Here is a 17,767-nt window from a genome sequence, read left to right on the forward strand (position 1 = left end):
GTCCAAAATCCAAAGTCATTACTCATGATTTTATAAACTTTAAGACATTTGACTTTAGACTAAAACAAAATCAATTTTTAATTGCAAATAAATCAATAGTAAAAACTATGATGAATAATAGAAATAATAAAGATAAAAATCTTGTAAAAAGATTTAACAAAATTTCGATAGGGCTAGCATCTCCAGAATCTATCTTGAAAGAATCAAGAGGTGAGGTTTTGAAACCAGAAACTATCAATTATAGAACACACAAACCAGAGCGTGATGGTCTTTTCTGCGAAAGAATTTTCGGTCCAGTTAAAGATTTTGAATGTGCTTGTGGTAAATATAAAAGAATTCGTTACAAAGGGATTATCTGCGACCGTTGTGGTGTAGAAGTTACTGAGAAAAAAGTACGTCGTGATAGAGTAGGTCATATTAATTTAGTTGTGCCCATCGCACACATTTGGTATTTCCGTTCTCTTCCTAACAAAATTGGTTATATTTTAGGATTGCCATCTAAGAAATTAGATATGATTATTTACTACGAGAGATACGTAGTTATTCAGCCAGGTATTGCTAAAAATGCTGATGGAGAATCGTTACAAAGACTTGATTTCTTGACCGAAGAAGAATACTTAAATATTTTAGATTCTCTTCCACAAGAAAATTTATATTTAGACGATATGGATCCAAATAAATTCGTTGCCAAAATGGGAGCTGAATGTATTATGGATTTATTAGCACGTATTGATTTAGATGCTTTATCTTATGAATTGCGTCACTCGGCTAATAATGAAACGTCTAAACAACGTAAAACTGAAGCTTTAAAAAGATTACAAGTTGTTGAGTCTTTCCGTGAGTCTAACGAAAACCGTGAAAACCGTCCAGAATGGATGATTATGAAAGTGGTGCCGGTTATTCCACCAGAATTGCGTCCGTTAGTGCCGCTTGATGGAGGTCGTTTTGCTACTTCCGATTTGAATGATTTGTACCGTCGTGTAATTATCCGTAACAACCGTTTGAAAAGGTTAATGGAGATTAAAGCTCCTGAGGTAATCTTAAGAAACGAAAAACGTATGTTGCAAGAATCGGTAGATTCATTATTTGATAACACGCGTAAAGCTTCTGCTGTTAAAACGGAGTCAAACAGACCATTAAAATCTTTATCTGATTCCTTAAAAGGGAAACAAGGACGTTTCCGTCAAAACCTTTTAGGTAAACGTGTGGATTATTCTGCTCGTTCGGTAATTGTTGTTGGTCCAGAGTTGAAATTATTCGAATGCGGATTGCCAAAAGATATGGCAGCTGAATTATACAAACCTTTTGTTATTCGTAAATTAATCGAAAGAGGAATTGTAAAAACAGTTAAATCGGCTAAGAAAATTATCGATAAAAAAGAGCCAGTGGTTTGGGATATTCTTGAAAATGTAATTAAAGGACATCCAGTATTGCTAAACCGTGCTCCTACTTTGCACAGATTGGGTATTCAAGCTTTCCAACCAAAATTAATTGAAGGAAAAGCAATCCAATTACACCCATTAGTATGTACGGCATTTAACGCGGATTTTGATGGTGACCAGATGGCGGTTCACTTGCCATTAGGGCCAGAGGCTATTTTAGAGGCGCAATTGTTAATGTTGGCTTCTCATAATATCTTGAACCCTGCTAACGGTGCGCCAATCACAGTACCTTCTCAAGACATGGTTTTGGGTCTTTATTATATGACCAAAGAACGTTTGTCTACTCCAGAACATAAAATTTTAGGTGAAGGCTTAACGTTTTATTCTGCAGAAGAAGTGAACATCGCATTAAACGAAGAGCGTTTAGAATTGAATGCTCGAGTTAAAATTAGAGCAAAAGATTATAACGAAACTGGAGAATTAGCCTATCAAATTATACAGACTACTGCAGGACGTGTATTGTTTAACGAAGTTGTTCCTGAAGCAGCGGGTTATATCAATGATGTCTTAACTAAGAAAAACCTTAGAGATATTATCGGTCACATTTTAAGTGTTACTGATGTTCCAACTACGGCAGCTTTCTTGGATGATATGAAAAATATGGGATACAAATTCGCATTCCGCGGAGGTTTGTCATTCTCATTAGGTGATATTCGTATTCCAGAACAAAAAACAAAATTAATCGCAGATGCTAGAGAGCAAGTTGATGGTATCTCGATGAACTATAACATGGGTCTTATCACCAATAACGAGCGTTACAACCAAGTTATTGATGTTTGGACTTCAGCAAATGCGCAATTAACAGAATTGGCAATGAAAAATATTAGAGAAGACCAACAAGGTTTCAACTCGGTATATATGATGCTTGATTCTGGAGCGCGTGGATCTAAAGAGCAAATTCGTCAGTTAACTGGTATGCGTGGTTTGATGGCTAAGCCTAAAAAATCGACTGCTGGTGGTGGTGAAATTATTGAAAACCCAATTCTTTCTAACTTTAAGGAAGGTCTTTCAATTCTTGAGTACTTCATTTCTACTCACGGTGCTCGTAAAGGACTTGCGGATACGGCTCTTAAAACGGCCGATGCGGGTTATTTAACTCGTAGATTACATGATGTTTCACAAGATGTTATTGTAAATATTGAAGATTGTGGTACTTTAAGAGGTGTTGAAGTTTCAGCATTAAAGAAAAACGAAGAAATCGTTGAAAGTTTAGGTGAGCGTATCTTAGGACGTGTGGCGTTACAAGATGTAGTGAATCCGTTAACTAACGATATTCTCGTGGCTTCAGGTGAGCAAATTACAGAGGCTATCGTTAAAGTTATTGATGCATCTCCAATTGAAAAAGTAGAAGTTCGTTCGCCATTGACCTGTGAAGCCTTAAAAGGAATCTGTGCTAAATGTTATGGAAGAAACTTAGCTACTGGTAAAATGACACAAAGAGGTGAGGCGGTAGGAGTTATTGCAGCACAATCTATTGGTGAGCCAGGAACACAGTTAACACTTCGTACGTTCCACGTTGGAGGGGTTGCTGGAGGTATTTCTGAAGAATCAAGCATCGTAACGAAATTTAACGGTCGTCTTGAAATCGAAGATTTAAAAACAGTTAAAGGAGAAGATAGCGAAGGAAACGAAGTGGATATCGTAATTTCTCGTTCTACTGAATTGAAATTGGTTGATGAAAAAACAGGAATTGTTTTAAATACACACAATATTCCTTACGGTTCTAGTATTTTTGTTAATGATGGTCAATCGGTGTCTAAAGGAGATGTTATCTGTAAATGGGATCCATATAACGGGGTAATTGTTTCTGAATTTACAGGAAAAATCGCTTACGAAGATTTAGAACAAGGTCAAACGTTCATGGTTGAGATTGACGAGCAAACTGGTTTCCAAGAAAAAGTTATTTCAGAATCTAGAAACAAAAAGTTAATTCCTACTTTATTGGTTTACGGTAAAGATGGTGAGTTAATTCGTTCGTACAACTTACCAGTGGGTGCCCACTTGATGGTTGATAATGGTGAGAAAATTAAAGCTGGTAAAGTATTAGTTAAAATTCCACGTCGTTCTTCTAAATCTGGAGATATTACGGGAGGTTTACCAAGAATTACCGAGCTTTTAGAAGCACGTAATCCTTCTAACCCAGCAGTGGTTTCAGAAATTGATGGTGTGGTTTCTTTCGGAAAAATCAAACGTGGAAACAGAGAAATTGTAATTGAGTCTAAATTTGGTGAAATTAAGAAGTATTTAGTTAAACTTTCTAGCCAAATTTTAGTTCAAGAAAATGACTTTGTTAGAGCAGGTTCTCCATTGTCGGATGGTGCTATTACACCAGATGATATTTTACGAATTCAAGGTCCTTCAGCCGTACAACAATATCTTGTAAATGAAATTCAAGAAGTTTACCGTTTACAAGGGGTAAAAATTAACGACAAGCACTTTGAGGTGGTAATTCGCCAAATGATGCGTAAAGTGAAAGTTGAAGATCCAGGAGATACTTTATTCTTAGAAGATCAATTGATTCATACTAAAGATTTCATCATTCAAAATGATAACTTATATGGTATGAAAGTGGTTGAAGATGCGGGTGATTCTGCCGTATTAAAACCAGGGCAAATTGTAACACCTCGTCAATTACGTGATGAAAATTCGTTGTTGAAACGTACAGATAAAAACTTGGTTGTAGCTAGAGATGTTATTACAGCAACAGCTACTCCAGTTCTACAAGGTATTACAAGAGCATCGCTTCAAACGAAATCGTTTATTTCGGCTGCATCGTTCCAGGAAACTACTAAAGTGTTGAATGAAGCTGCAGTTGCTGGTAAAGTAGATGACTTAGAAGGCTTAAAAGAAAATGTTATCGTGGGTCACAGAATTCCTGCAGGTACAGGTATGAGAGAATACGACAACATTATCGTTGGATCAAAAGAAGATTACAACGAAATGATGGCCAACAAAGAAGAGTATATTTACTAATTAATTTAGAGATTGAAAGAGGTATTAATCTTTCAATCTCTAAATTTTTTCAATCTTTAAATTGAAAAAAATGAAAGACCAACAAGAGCAAATAAATATTGAATTGGATGAGACTATTGCCGAAGGAATTTATTCCAATTTGGCCATTATCAATCATTCTGCTTCTGAATTTGTTTTAGATTTTGTAAATATCATGCCTGGACTTCCTAAAGCGAAGGTTAAATCTAGAATTGTTTTAACACCGCAACATGCCAAACGCTTGTTAAAGGCAATAGGTGAAAATATTCACCGATTTGAGTTAGCGCATGGTGAAATTAAAGAGACAGATAATGCTCCGATTCCGTTGAATTTTGGTCCTCCAGGACAAGCCTAAATAAAAAAGCTCCATTTTTAATGGGGCTTTTTTATTTAGGTACTTTATCGTTGTTTTTTGCTTTTTATCGATTTAATCAAAGGTTATAAAAAAAGTGTTGTACCTTAATGAAGGTTAATATTTAGGATTGTTTATAAATTAGTTAGTATTTTGTAAAAAAAAGGAACGGCTGTCATTTGAATAGACAGCCTTTTTTTTTATAAATTTCATTAATCAAATTCCGAAGTAAAATACAATTTTACTGTTGGGTATTTATTTTGCGTCATCTGGATAGTAAAATCTGAATCAGCCAAAAACACCAATTGTCCGTATTTATCATGAGCAAGGAATTTCTGTTTGATGCGTTTAAATTCTTTGAATTCGTCGTTTTTAGCATCATCTGGCTTTACCCAGCATGCTTTGTGAACGGGAAAATTTTCATAAGTACATTTGGCACCGTACTCGTGTTCCAAACGGTACTGAATTACTTCGTATTGCAGCGCTCCAACGGTACCAATTACTTTTCGGTTGTTCATTTCCAAAGTAAATAATTGTGCTACTCCTTCATCCATTAATTGATCAATTCCTTTTTCCAATTGTTTTGATTTTAAAGGATCGGCATTATTAATATAACGGAAATGCTCGGGAGAAAAACTTGGAATTCCTTTAAAACTCATTTGTTCGCCTTCGGTAAGGGTGTCTCCAATTTTAAAATTTCCGGTATCATGCAAACCAACAATATCGCCTGGATAAGAGATGTCAATGATTTCTTTCTTTTCGGCAAAAAAGGCATTCGGACTAGAAAATTTTAAATTTTTCTTTTGACGGACATGAAAATACGGTTTGTTACGCTCAAAAGTGCCCGATACAATTTTAATAAAAGCCAATCGGTCTCGGTGTTTAGGATCCATATTGGCGTGAATTTTAAAAACAAAACCAGACATTTTAGTTTCTGTAGGTTCAACCAAGCGCGTCTCCGATTCTTTTGCTCTTGGAGTGGGTGCTATCGATACAAAACAATCCAAAAGTTCGCGAACACCAAAATTATTTAAAGCAGAACCAAAAAATACAGGTTGTAGTTTTCCTTCTAGATAATCCTGGCGATCAAATTTTGGGTAGACTTCATCAATTAATTCGAGTTCTTCACGTAATTTTTGAGCTGGTTTTTGTCCGATGATTTTTTCGAGTTCAGGATTTTGAACGTCTTCAAAGGCTATCGTTTCTTCAATATTTTTTCGGCTATCACCACTAAATAAATTAATGTTTTGTTCCCAAAGATTGTAGATTCCCTGAAAATCATAACCCATTCCGATAGGAAAACTCAATGGAGTTACCGTTAGCCCTAATTTTTGTTCAACTTCATCCATCAAATCGAAAGCATCATGACCTTCTCGATCCAACTTGTTAATGAAAACAATTATCGGAATTTTACGCATTCTACATACCGCCACTAATTTCTCGGTTTGTTCTTCGACCCCTTTAGCAACGTCAATTACCACAATCACACTGTCAACCGCTGTTAAAGTTCTAAAAGTATCTTCAGCGAAGTCCTTGTGACCTGGTGTATCCAGAATGTTGATTTTTTTGTCTTTATAATTAAAGGCTAAAACCGAAGTAGAAACCGAAATCCCTCTTTGACGCTCAATTTCCATGAAATCACTCGTGGCACCTTTTTTAATTTTATTGTTTTTAACCGCTCCTGCTTCTTGAATCGCTCCTCCGAAAAGCAATAATTTTTCTGTCAAGGTTGTTTTACCAGCATCGGGATGCGAGATAATTCCGAATGTACGTCTACGTTGTATTTCTTCTAAAAAGCTCATATTTTCTTCAATAAGTTGCAAAAGTACTACTATTTGCTGCTTTATGAAAATTAAATATAAGCTGATGTTGTGCTGAATTGTAGCTATGCAAGTGTTGTTTTAACTGCTCTTTTTTTGTTTGGTCTATGAAAATTCGGGAGTGCTATATAATTTTATGTTAATAGTATAGGGGATAGTTGCTTTATGTGATTGAATTGTTATTTTTGTTGGGCATATTTTTATATGAATATTGTGACTATCTAATTGTTTAACACGCTGAAATGCCTTGTTGAACACAACTAAATTAAGAGAGAATGCTTTTAAAAAAATCGCTAATTCCAAATAAGAACTTTAAAATTGTATTTGGATTCCTTTTGTTGTTTTTATGTGGTTCTGTACTACAAGCTCAGGAGATAATTAAAGAAGATGTTGCCGAAAAACCGGTTGACCTTTCTGTAAATCAAAAAAGAAAAATTGACGGTATCATTGCAACAGTTGGTGATTATATTGTTTTAGATTCGGATATTGATAAAGCATTCTTGGAAATCACGGCTCAAGGTGGTTCGGTTTCTGGAATTACGCGTTGCCAAATGTTAGGTAAATTATTAGAGGATAAACTCTATGCCCATCAAGCCATTCAGGATAGTATTATTGTAACGGATGCCGAAGTAAAAGGGATGATGGATCAACGATTGGATTATATGATGAAACAAGTAGGGTCCATAGATAAAATTGTTGAGTACTATAAAAAAGGTTCTGTTGAAGAATTTAAATCGTATTTTTTTGATATTTTGAAAGAACAACAACTTTCTTCACAAATGCAAAAAAAGATAGTTGACGAAGTTGAAATCACGCCAGAGGAAGTTCGTAATTTCTTCAAAAAAATCCCAAAAGACGAATTGCCTCAGTTTGGTGCCGAAATGGAAATTGCTCAAATTGTAGCAAAACCAATTGTCTCGCAAGCTGAAAAGCAAAAGGTAATTGATAAGCTAAACGAGTTTAAACGAGAAGTAGAAAATGGTGCAAGTTTTGCGACCAAAGCAGTGCTTTACTCTAAAGATCCAGGCTCTAGTTCTAACGGAGGTTATTATAAAATAAACCGAAAAACAGGATTTGCAAAAGAATTTAAAGATGTAGCATTTAGTTTGCAAGAAGGGGAAGTTTCGGCTCCTTTCGAAACGGATTTTGGTTTTCATATTATTAAAGTTGAAAAAATTAAAGGACAAGAAGTAGAATTACGCCACATTTTGTTAGTCCCTTCTGTTTCCGAAGATGCTTTGAATGAAGCCAAAGAGCGCATCACTTTAATTCGAAATAAAATTATAAATAAAGAAATTTCGTTTGCAGATGCGGCTAGAACCGAATCGGATCAAAAAGAAACTCGAGCTAACGGTGGAACTTTAATTAATACCGATACCCAAGATACTCGTTTCGAATTGACAAAAATGAATCCGACAATGTATACGCGAATTTCTAATTTGAAGGATGATGAAGTGTCGCAGCCAATTTTGGATACGGATGAAAAAGGAGAAAAAAGTTATGTGATTTTAACGGTAACCAACCGAATTAATGAACATACTGCCGATTATGCATTGGACTATGTGAAAATTAAAGATTTGGCTTTGAAAGAAAAACAAATAGACGCCATTGGAAAATGGTTTGATGAAAAAATCAAAGAAACCTATATTAAAATCATTGGCGAATACAAAGAATGTGATTTCACCAATAACTGGTTGAAAAAATAATTTGTAAAAAATAAAGAAAAAGAGTTAGTTTTATGAGTTCATAAGACTAACTCTTTTTAATTTAAATACGATTCTTAATATGTCTGATGTAGCAGCGATTACCAATTTAGTTCAAAAACGAAACCAGCTTAAAACAGAAATTGCCAAAATTATTGTAGGACAAGATGAAGTAGTAGATCAAATTTTAGTTTCTATTTTTTCAGGTGGACATGCTTTGTTGATTGGTGTGCCGGGTTTGGCAAAAACACTTATGATTAATACCTTGGCTCAGGCATTAGGACTCGATTTTAAACGTATTCAATTTACGCCAGATTTAATGCCTTCGGATATTTTGGGAAGTGAAATTTTGGACGAAAACCGACAATTTAAATTTATAAAAGGACCCGTTTTTTCGAATATCATTTTAGCTGATGAAATTAACAGAACGCCACCCAAAACCCAATCGGCTTTGTTAGAGGCTATGCAGGAACGTTCTGTAACTATTGCGGGGCACAATTACAAATTGGATTTACCTTATTTTGTATTAGCCACTCAAAATCCAATTGAGCAAGAAGGTACTTATCCATTACCCGAAGCGCAATTAGACCGCTTTATGTTTGCTATCAAATTGCAATACCCAAGTTTTGAAGAAGAAGTAGAAGTGGTGAAAAGAACAACAGCAAGCCGAGATAATACAATTCAGGCTTTGTTTACTGCGCAAGAAATTATTGATTTTCAACAACTAATTCGCCGTATTCCGGTAGCAGATAATGTAATTGAATATGCTGTGAAATTAGTAGGTCAAACACGTCCGGATAGTAAATTTGCAACCGACTTTGTGAAAAATTATTTAGATTGGGGTGCTGGTCCACGTGCTTCTCAAAATTTAATTTTAGCGGCAAAATCGCATGCTGCTTTTCAAGGAAAATTTTCGCCCGATATCGAAGATGTTCAAGCTGTTGCAATCGGGATTTTACGCCATCGCATTATCAAAAATTATAAAGCCGATGCAGAAGGAATTTCAGAAGAAACCATCATTCAAAATATATTGTAATCGTTAAAATGTTAAATAATAGTCTGTTTGTAAGCATTCTATTTCAATAATATCACAAAGAAATGTAGCAGTTTCTAACAAATGCTTGATAGTTTGTTAACTCAGAATTCACAAATTGATAATAGTGTAAAATTTTAATTAATTTTTGCGTTTTTGTCAATTTTTTAGAATTTAGTTTGATTTTTATCAATTTTCTTTTTTGAAAACCGTACTTGGGTTATATTTCTTTAAAATATCAGCTTAAATTCCTAAATTTGCATGCAAAAAATAAAAATACCTATATGAATACCTATAAAGAGTACCTTAAAGAGATAGAAGAACGTAAAGCACAAGGTCTTCATCCTAAACCTATTGATGGGGCTGAATTATTAAGCGAGATTATTTCGCAAATCAAAGATGAAAATAACGAACACAGAGCGCAATCTCTAAATTTCTTCATCTACAATACCATTCCAGGTACTACAAGTGCTGCGGGGGAAAAAGCCAACTTTTTAAAAGAAATTATTTTAGGAGAGTCGGTAGTAAGTGAAATTACGCCTACTTATGCTTTTGAATTGTTGTCACACATGAAAGGTGGTCCTTCTATCCGCGTATTGCTTGATTTAGCTTTAGGTAACGATGTTGCTATTGCTACTGAAGCTGCTAAGGTGCTAAAAACACAAGTGTATTTATACGAAGCCGATACTGACCGTTTGAAAGAAGCTTTCGAAAACGGAAATCCTATCGCAAAAGATATTATTGAAAGTTATGCTAAAGCAGAATTTTTTACAAAACTTCCTGAAATTGCCGAAGAAATTAAAGTAGTTACTTATATAGCAGGTGAAGGAGATATTTCTACCGATTTGCTTTCTCCAGGTAACCAAGCGCATTCAAGATCAGATCGTGAACTACACGGTAAATGTATGATTTCGCCAGAAGCTCAAGAAGAAATCAAAGCTTTACAAGCGCAACATCCAGATAAAAGTGTGATGTTAATTGCAGAAAAAGGAACTATGGGTGTTGGTTCTTCTAGAATGTCTGGAGTAAACAACGTGGCGCTTTGGACGGGTAAACAAGCAAGTCCGTATGTGCCTTTTGTAAACTTTGCTCCTATTGTAGGAGGTACCAATGGTATCTCACCAATTTTTCTTACTACTGTTGATGTAACAGGAGGAATTGGTTTGGATTTGAAAAACTGGGTTAAAAAATTAGATGCAAACGGAGAACCAGTTCGAAATGAAAATGGTGATCCAGTTTTAGAAGAAGCATATTCAGTAGCAACAGGTACTGTGCTTACAATTAATACTAAAACTAAAAAATTATACAACGGCGATGAAGAATTAATTGATATCGCCAAAGCGTTTACCCCACAAAAAATGGAATTTATCAAAGCAGGTGGTTCTTATGCTATCGTATTTGGTAAAAAAATCCAAACTTTTGCTGCTAAAACTTTAGGTATCGATATTCCTTTGGTTTTTGCTCCATCAAAAGAAATTTCAATCGAAGGACAAGGGCTTACAGCTGTTGAAAAAATATTTAACCGTAATGCTGTAGGGGTAACACCAGGAAAAGTATTGCATGCAGGTTCTGACGTTCGTGTAGAAGTAAACATCGTAGGTTCGCAAGATACTACGGGGTTGATGACAGCTCAAGAATTAGAGTCCATGGCGGCTACCGTTATTTCTCCAATTGTGGATGGTGCTTATCAATCAGGTTGTCATACGGCTTCTGTTTGGGATAAAAAAGCACAAGCTAACATTCCGAAATTGATGAAATTTATGAATGATTTCGGATTGATTACTGCTCGTGACCCGAAAGGAGTTTACCACGCCATGACCGATGTTATTCACAAAGTATTAAATGATATTACAATTGATGAGTGGGCTATCATTATTGGTGGTGACTCGCATACTCGTATGTCTAAAGGGGTGGCTTTTGGTGCTGACTCTGGTACGGTAGCACTTGCATTGGCTACAGGTGAGGCTTCTATGCCAATACCAGAATCGGTAAAAGTGACTTTCAAGGGAGATATGAAAGGGTACATGGATTTCCGTGATGTAGTACACGCAACACAAGCGCAAATGCTTCATAAATTTGGTGGTGAAAATGTTTTCCAGGGTAGAATTATCGAGGTACACATTGGTACACTTACAGCCGACCAAGCTTTTACTTTTACAGACTGGACTGCTGAAATGAAAGCAAAAGCATCTATCTGTATTTCAGAAGATGATACGTTAGTAGAATCTTTGGAAATTGCTAAGGGAAGAATCCAAATCATGATTGATAAAGGAATGGATAACGACAAGCATGTTCTTCAAGGTTTAATTAATAAAGCTGATAAGAGAATCGCTGAAATTAAGTCGGGAGAGAAACCAGCTTTAACGCCAGATGCAAATGCAAAATATTACGCAGAAGTAGTGGTAGATCTTGATTTGATTGCTGAGCCAATGATTGCCGATCCTGATGTAAATAACAAAGATGTTTCAAAGCGCTACACACACGATACAATCCGACCATTATCGTTCTATGGTGGCGATAAAAAAGTAGATCTTGGTTTCATCGGATCTTGTATGGTGCATAAAGGCGATATGAAAATTTTAGCTCAAATGCTTAAAAATGTAGAAGCACAAAACGGTAAGGTTGAGTTTAATGCGCCACTTGTGGTTGCGCCACCTACTTACAATATTGTGGATGAATTGAAAGCAGAAGGTGACTGGGAAGTTTTACAACGATATTCTGGGTTCGAATTTGATGACAATGCTCCTAAAGGTGCAGCGCGTACCGAATACGAAAATATGCTGTACTTAGAGCGTCCAGGTTGTAACTTATGTATGGGTAATCAAGAAAAAGCCGCTAAAGGTGATACGGTTATGGCTACTTCAACGCGTCTTTTCCAAGGAAGGGTAGTAGAGGATGCTGAAGGTAAAAAAGGAGAATCATTGCTTTCTTCTACACCAGTTGTAGTATTGTCAACTATTTTAGGAAGAACTCCTACTATTGCTGAATATAAAACAGCAGTTGAAGGTATTAATTTAACTCAATTTGCTCCACCACATAAACAATTGGTGCAATAAGCAATAAAGTATATTTTATTTCAAAAGCCTGAGTCATTATTGACTTAGGCTTTTTTTTATACCTCATTTATTTTTTGTAACTTGTGGTAGTAAAATAAAAAAAAACAATTATATACTAATCTTATGGCTTTTGATATTGAAATGATAAAAAAAGTGTACGAGAACATGCCAAGTCGTGTAGATAAAGCACGTGAACTGGTTGGGCGTCCACTTACATTGACAGAGAAAATTTTATACAACCACCTTTGGGAAGGAATGCCTTCTGAAGTATTTAAAAGAGGGGTGGATTATGTTGATTTTGCACCCGATCGCGTTGCTTGTCAAGATGCAACAGCACAAATGGCATTGTTACAGTTCATGCATGCCGGAAAAGCAAAAGTTGCGGTACCAACTACTGTACATTGCGACCACTTAATTCAAGCAAAAATAGATGCTAAAACCGATTTAGCTCGTGCCAAAACCCAAAGCAACGAAGTATTCGATTTCTTGTCGTCTGTTTCTAATAAATACGGAATTGGATTTTGGAAACCCGGAGCAGGTATCATTCACCAAGTGGTCTTGGAAAACTATGCTTTTCCAGGTGGAATGATGATTGGTACCGATTCGCATACCGTTAACGCCGGAGGATTAGGAATGGTGGCCATTGGAGTAGGGGGTGCAGATGCGGTAGATGTTATGTCGGGTATGGCATGGGAATTGAAATTCCCAAAATTAATCGGAGTGAAATTAACAGGTAAACTTTCTGGATGGACCGCTCCTAAGGATGTAATTTTAAAAGTAGCCGGTATTTTAACTGTAAAAGGGGGGACTGGAGCAATAGTGGAGTATTTTGGTGAAGGAGCGACCGCTATGTCATGTACGGGTAAAGGAACGATTTGCAATATGGGTGCCGAAGTTGGAGCAACGACTTCTACTTTTGGTTATGATGATTCCATGAGTCGTTATTTGCGTTCTACTAATAGAGCAGAAGTAGCAGATGCTGCCGATAAAATTGCGCCTTATTTAACAGGTGATGCCGAGGTATATGCTGATCCTGAAAAATATTTTGATCAAGTAATCGAAATTAATTTATCGGAATTAGAACCGCATTTAAACGGTCCTTTTACTCCAGATTTGGCTACGCCCATTTCTAAAATGAAAGAAGAGGCCATAAAAAACAATTGGCCGTTACAAGTCCAAGTAGGTTTGATCGGTTCTTGTACCAATTCTTCTTATGAGGATATTTCTCGTGCGGCTTCTTTGGCAAAACAAGTAGCGGATAAAAATTTAAAAACCAAAGCGAAATTTACTATTACGCCAGGATCAGAAGTGGTGCGTTCAACCATTGAAAGAGATGGATTTATCGATACTTTTAATAAAATTAATGCGACTGTTTTTGCGAATGCCTGCGGTCCTTGTATTGGAATGTGGGACAGAGAAGGAGCCGAAAAAGAAGAACGCAACACCATTGTGCATTCGTTCAACCGAAACTTTTCTAAACGTGCAGATGGTAATCCAAATACACTAGCGTTTGTGGGCTCGCCTGAATTGGTGACGGCTTTAGCAATCGCCGGTGACTTAGGTTTTAATCCGTTAACGGATACTTTAATTAACGAAGACGGAATTGAAGTGAAATTAGATGCTCCTACTGGTTTTGAATTGCCTGCAAGAGGTTTTTATGCCGAAGATCCAGGTTTTCAAGCTCCCGCCGAAGACGGTTCAGGAGTGGAAGTAGTGGTAAGTCCTACCTCAGAGCGTTTGCAATTATTGGCGCCATTCCAACCTTGGGATGAACAAAATATTACAGGTGCAAAATTGTTAATCAAAGCTTTCGGTAAATGTACTACCGATCATATTTCAATGGCGGGTCCTTGGTTGCGTTTCCGTGGTCACTTGGATAATATTTCAAATAATATGTTGATTGGTGCTGTAAATGCATTCAATCAAAAAACAAATAATGTTAAGAATCAATTGACAGGAGAGTATGATGCGGTGCCTGCTGTAGCACGTTCCTATAAAGCGGCTGGAATTCCATCAATAGTAGTGGGTGATCACAATTATGGAGAAGGATCTTCTCGTGAGCATGCGGCTATGGAGCCACGCTTTTTAGGTGTAAAAGCGGTTTTGGTGAAATCATTTGCCCGAATTCACGAAACGAATTTGAAAAAACAAGGGATGTTAGCTTTAACATTTGCTAATGAAACGGATTACGATAAAATTCAGGAAAATGACACTATTAATTTCTTAGATTTAACGGAATTTGCTCCTGCAAAACCGTTAAAATTAGAGTTTGTACATGCTGACGGGACGAAAGATATTATTTTGGCCAACCACACGTATAATGAAGGTCAGATAGGATGGTTTGTAGCCGGTTCTGCTTTAAATTTAATTGCAGCTGGAAAGGCATAAGATTATAATCTTTTAAGGAGAACGCGCTGTTTTTACAGCGCGTTTTTTTATGAAAAATTTCTGATTTCACTTTAATTGAAGGTTTGGAACTACTATTTTGTAGAAATAACCTGCTATAAGTGTTAATTTAGATGTAATGAGATGTTAAAAACGAACTGATTTTTTTTGTAAAAAGTTAAATTCGCTTTCATAATAAATGATACTATTTGGAGTTAAATAGTTAACGATACGTAAGTAATACATCCCGATGAAATCTTCCTGCTTAATTACCATGCTATTTATGTTTAGTTTTAATGCTTTTTCGCAACAAAAAAGCATCGAGCATGTCGTGGTAAAAGGCGATAATATTTACCAAATTTCAAAAAAATATAAGGTTTCTCAAGAAGCGATTTTTGCTGCAAATCCCCAAGCGAATGGCGTGCTGAAATTAAATGCCGTACTTCAAATTCCTGATGATGGGAGTTTAGAAAAAAAAGAAGAGCCAATTACTAAAAAATTCATCTCGCATAAAGTAAGTCAAAAAGAAACATTGTATGGGATTTCGAAACAATATCAGGTAGGAGTTGCAGAAATTGAAAGTAGTAATCCTGATATAAAAACAACTGGATTGCGAGCGGAACAAATCATTCAAATTCCGATGAATGATAAAAATAAAACGATGCTGCCAACCGAAAATGAGAAGCATATTGTGGTTGCTCAAACCAAACCTAAAATCGAAACCAAATTATCACCACAAGCAAAGACCAAACTAGAAGTAGAAGTAAAACCTGAAATTATACCTTTCGAAAGCGTTGAAAAAAATACTTATTCAAAAGAAGTAATGCAAAAGGAAACCAAATACGGAATTGCGAAAGAGTTTGGAATTACCGTGGAGGAATTGGAAAAGCAAAATCCAATTGCAAAAAACGGACTCAAAGTGGGACAAAAACTCAGTATTTCGACTTCTAAAACAATAGAAAATGGAGTTCTTGTTTCTGAATTAGCTCTCAATGAGGAACGTTCAAAAACAGACGAAAAAGCAATTTGTAAAAACGAGCTATCCGAGAATAATCCCGTTTTTTCGGTTGAATTTGCAGATCAATTAATTTCTCATGCTTCGGAAAATATTGGTGTTCGGTACCGCACGGGAGGAACTAGTAAAGAGGGATTTGATTGCTCGGGGTTGATGGTAGCTACTTTTGGTAATTTTGATATTCATTTACCCCGTACTTCGTTTGAACAATCACAAATGGGGACAGTTGTCAATATGGAAGAAGCGCAAAAAGGCGATTTGATTTTCTTTAAAACAAATGGGCGAAAACAAATCAATCACGTAGGTATGGTGGTTGAAAATAACGAAGGAGAAATCAAGTTTATTCATGCTGCCGTACATGGAGGCGTGATGATTTCGTCGACTAAAGAGTCGTACTACGACCAAAAGTTGGCTCAAATAAACAGAGTTCTCAAATAAAATTATCTTTTCTTATATCTTCTTTTGACAAAGAAGGGTTCCTAAAGTTTGAATAGCATGTTGAATTTCGGGTGTCCAAGGTAAGCCAAAACTCAATCGCATGCAATTGGTAAACTGATTTTGAAAACTAAAAATTCGACCAGGAGCAATACTAATATGGTGTTTTAAAGCTTCATGATAAAAAACGGCTGTATTAATTTTAGAGTCCAACTCGACCCATAAAAAGAAGCCTCCTTGCGGTTGACTCACTTTAGTACCCTCCGGAAAATGAGTAAGGATAGTGTGAATGTAATGGGTGCAATTATGATATAAAATCTTTCGTATTTTTCGCAAATGGTTTTCATAACGGCCATTTTTTAAAAAATCACCCACTACTTGATGGGTTAAAGTTGTAGCGGAAACGCTATGGTATAATTTGGTTCTTAAAACTTCTTTTTTAAAAGCGCCTGGAAAAACCCAGCCTACACGATAGCCAGGAGATAAGGATTTGGATACCGAACTACAGCACAATACAATACCACTTTCATCAAAAGTTTTGCAATTGGTAGGTCGGTGCGAGCCAAAATAAAGGTCACCGTGAATGTCGTCTTCAATTAACGGGATATGATAAAATGCTAACAACTGTACAACTTCTTTTTTATGAGATTCCGGCATCATACTTCCCGAAGGATTGCTAAAGTTACTCATTAAGATGCAGGCCTTTACCTTGGTGGTTTTTAAAACTTTTTTCAGTGCGTCAATTTCAATTCCAGTGGTCATGTTTGTAGGTAGCTCAAGCACATGCAAACCAAGTGATTTAGCCAATTGCAAAATGCCAAAATATACCGGACTTTCGGTAAGTACCGTATCACCAGGTTTTGTTAAACTCATCAAACAATATGAAACGGCACTAATGCAGCCGTTGGTGGTAATCACGTCTTGCTCTGTAAAATGGCCATCCCAACTAAAAGCGGCTCGCGCTATTTCTTTTCTCAGATTGTAATTACCTTGAATTTCTTCGTAACTCGTGCCGCTGTTGGGTAAATCGCGCATCGCCTGAACCATGGCTTTGTTGAGTTTTGGAATCGGTAATAATTCGTTTGAAGGAAAACCCAATGAAAATAACGTAACATTTTCATGCGTCATGTTGCCGTAAACCAAATCAATTAAGTCTTCGGGCTCACTGTTTTCTTCAGAAATAATCGGCCGACTCGGAGTAGGGTTGATGATATTAGGCGAGGATAACGGACTAACATAATACCCCGATTGTGGCCTTGACGTAATTAAAGAGCGACTTTCCAACTCATAATAGGCCTTATTAATCGTGCTCATACTATACCCGGTTTCGGTAACCATTTCTCGTATCGAAGGAAGTTTGTCTCCAATGGCATACAGCTCGGATTTGATTTGTTGTTCCAATCTATCGGCTACCTGAATAAAAAGGGGTTTTTCGGTTCTCATAAGGTTAAACTGTTATGCTGCAATTTACAAAAACTGTATCTGTTATGGTGTGTTGATTTTCTAGAAATTTGTACTGATACAAAAAATAATGT

The 17,767-nt window shown here is 36.2% G+C and carries 9 protein-coding genes; 7 read left to right on the forward strand and 2 right to left on the reverse strand.

Going from position 1 to position 17,767, the window contains the following annotated elements; genetic code table 11:
* The first annotated feature begins 107 nt into the window (after nt 1–107).
* Both rpoC and I5M07_RS11635 read left to right on the forward strand, forming a co-directional pair.
* A complete protein-coding gene (gene rpoC, locus I5M07_RS11630) occupies nt 108–4,415 on the forward strand; it encodes a DNA-directed RNA polymerase subunit beta' (protein ID WP_200106606.1) in 4,308 nt (1,435 codons plus the stop codon).
* 70 nt (nt 4,416–4,485) lie between these two features.
* Entirely contained in the window at nt 4,486–4,788 is a 303-nt protein-coding gene (locus tag I5M07_RS11635) for a DUF3467 domain-containing protein (RefSeq protein WP_200106607.1), read from the forward strand.
* A gap of 209 nt (nt 4,789–4,997) precedes the next feature.
* On the opposite strand, the gene I5M07_RS11640 is transcribed toward I5M07_RS11635, so the two are convergent.
* Nucleotides 4,998–6,587, reverse strand: a complete 1,590-nt coding sequence (locus I5M07_RS11640; protein WP_200106608.1) for a peptide chain release factor 3 — start codon at nt 6,585–6,587, stop codon at nt 4,998–5,000.
* 293 nt (nt 6,588–6,880) lie between these two features.
* Between I5M07_RS11640 and I5M07_RS11645 the strand changes: the two genes are divergently transcribed.
* The 5 genes from I5M07_RS11645 to I5M07_RS11665 all read left to right on the forward strand — a co-directional run bounded on the left by I5M07_RS11645 (nt 6,881) and on the right by I5M07_RS11665 (nt 16,235).
* The gene (locus tag I5M07_RS11645) at nt 6,881–8,311 is read left to right on the forward strand and encodes a peptidylprolyl isomerase (RefSeq protein WP_200106609.1); all 1,431 of its coding nucleotides are present in this window, start codon (nt 6,881–6,883) and stop codon (nt 8,309–8,311) included.
* A 79-nt stretch (nt 8,312–8,390) separates the two neighbouring features.
* The gene (locus tag I5M07_RS11650) at nt 8,391–9,344 is read left to right on the forward strand and encodes an AAA family ATPase (protein WP_200106610.1); all 954 of its coding nucleotides are present in this window, start codon (nt 8,391–8,393) and stop codon (nt 9,342–9,344) included.
* Between the two features lie 281 nt (nt 9,345–9,625).
* Nucleotides 9,626–12,397, forward strand: coding sequence for a bifunctional aconitate hydratase 2/2-methylisocitrate dehydratase (locus I5M07_RS11655; RefSeq protein ID WP_200106611.1), 2,772 nt, complete (start codon nt 9,626–9,628; stop codon nt 12,395–12,397).
* A 123-nt stretch (nt 12,398–12,520) separates the two neighbouring features.
* On the forward strand, nt 12,521–14,785 hold the full coding sequence (locus tag I5M07_RS11660) for an aconitate hydratase (RefSeq protein ID WP_200106612.1): 2,265 nt from the start codon (nt 12,521–12,523) through the stop codon (nt 14,783–14,785).
* Between the two features lie 247 nt (nt 14,786–15,032).
* Entirely contained in the window at nt 15,033–16,235 is a 1,203-nt protein-coding gene (locus tag I5M07_RS11665) for a C40 family peptidase (RefSeq protein ID WP_200106613.1), read from the forward strand.
* A 12-nt stretch (nt 16,236–16,247) separates the two neighbouring features.
* Here the strand turns inward: I5M07_RS11665 and I5M07_RS11670 are convergent, their stop codons facing one another.
* On the reverse strand, nt 16,248–17,675 hold the full coding sequence (locus tag I5M07_RS11670; protein WP_200106614.1) for an aminotransferase-like domain-containing protein: 1,428 nt from the start codon (nt 17,673–17,675) through the stop codon (nt 16,248–16,250).
* Nucleotides 17,676–17,767 lie beyond the last annotated feature (92 nt).

Origin of the sequence: Flavobacterium agrisoli (assembly GCF_016522065.1) — a bacterium.
GTDB lineage: Bacteria > Bacteroidota > Bacteroidia > Flavobacteriales > Flavobacteriaceae > Flavobacterium > Flavobacterium agrisoli.

Coding starts and splice junctions, on each gene's coding strand:
- I5M07_RS11645 (WP_200106609.1), top strand. CDS start 6,881: ATGCTTTTAAAAAAATCGCTAATTCCAAATAAGAACTTTAAAATTGTA.
- I5M07_RS11650 (WP_200106610.1), top strand. CDS start 8,391: ATGTCTGATGTAGCAGCGATTACCAATTTAGTTCAAAAACGAAACCAG.
- I5M07_RS11670 (WP_200106614.1), bottom strand. CDS start 17,675: ATGAGAACCGAAAAACCCCTTTTTATTCAGGTAGCCGATAGATTGGAA.
- I5M07_RS11660 (WP_200106612.1), top strand. CDS start 12,521: ATGGCTTTTGATATTGAAATGATAAAAAAAGTGTACGAGAACATGCCA.
- I5M07_RS11640 (WP_200106608.1), bottom strand. CDS start 6,587: ATGAGCTTTTTAGAAGAAATACAACGTAGACGTACATTCGGAATTATC.
- I5M07_RS11635 (WP_200106607.1), top strand. CDS start 4,486: ATGAAAGACCAACAAGAGCAAATAAATATTGAATTGGATGAGACTATT.
- I5M07_RS11655 (WP_200106611.1), top strand. CDS start 9,626: ATGAATACCTATAAAGAGTACCTTAAAGAGATAGAAGAACGTAAAGCA.
- rpoC (WP_200106606.1), top strand. CDS start 108: ATGATGAATAATAGAAATAATAAAGATAAAAATCTTGTAAAAAGATTT.
- I5M07_RS11665 (WP_200106613.1), top strand. CDS start 15,033: ATGAAATCTTCCTGCTTAATTACCATGCTATTTATGTTTAGTTTTAAT.